Source organism: Leucobacter chromiiresistens, assembly GCF_001477055.1.
Lineage (GTDB): Bacteria > Actinomycetota > Actinomycetes > Actinomycetales > Microbacteriaceae > Leucobacter > Leucobacter chromiiresistens_A.
Genome location: NZ_LDRK01000141.1, coordinates 1 through 746, shown reverse-complemented (window position 1 = coordinate 746; position 746 = coordinate 1). Strand labels below are relative to the sequence as shown.

Genomic DNA, 746 nt, shown 5'->3' with positions numbered 1-746 from the left:
ATCCGGATCGGGCAAGACCACGCTGCTGCGCACCGTCGCCGGCTTCATCGCGCCGACCGCCGGCACCGTGCGCATCGGCGATGCCGTCGTCGCGTCGCCCGGGCGCAGCGTCGAACCCGAGCGGCGCGGGCTCGGCATGGTGTTCCAGCAGCACGCCGTGTGGCCGCACTGGAACGTGGGCCGCAACATCGAGTATCCGCTGCGGCGGGCCGGAGTCGGCCGGACCGAGCGCCGCCGCCGCGTCGCGGAGGCCCTCGACCTGGTCGGCCTGCCCGGCGCCGAGCGGCGGAACCCGGCCACGCTCTCGGGCGGGCAGCGGCAGCGCGTCGCGATCGCTCGGGCGATCGTCGCGCGGCCGCGCGTGCTGCTGCTCGACGAGGCGCTCTCCGCGCTCGACGAGCCGCTCCGGGATCGGCTGCGCCTCGAGCTGCGCGCACTCACGCGCGAGCTCGGCCTGACCGTGGTGCACGTCACCCACGATCGGAGCGAAGCGCTCGCCCTCGCCGACCGGGTCGTGGTCGTGGATGGCGGCCGCGTCCAGCAGGTCGGCACACCCGCCGAACTGCTCGATGCGCCCGCGTCGGCCTTCGTCGCCGAGTTCGTCTCCGACGCCGCGATCCTGCGGGGTTCGCTCGACGCCGCCGGCTTCCGCGCCGACGGTCATGCTCTCGTGCTCGACGCCGCGCGAATCGACGGCGCAGCGAGTGTTGCCGTGGGAGCCGCGTCGGGGGCGGCGGGGGCGGCGG

Annotated in this window: 1 protein-coding gene; it reads left to right on the top strand. The window is 76.0% G+C overall.

Annotated features, from left to right (window positions below; translation table 11 throughout):
• Positions 1-746: ABC transporter ATP-binding protein (locus NS354_RS12650; RefSeq protein WP_153002225.1), on the top strand; the 746-nt coding region annotated here is incomplete at both ends.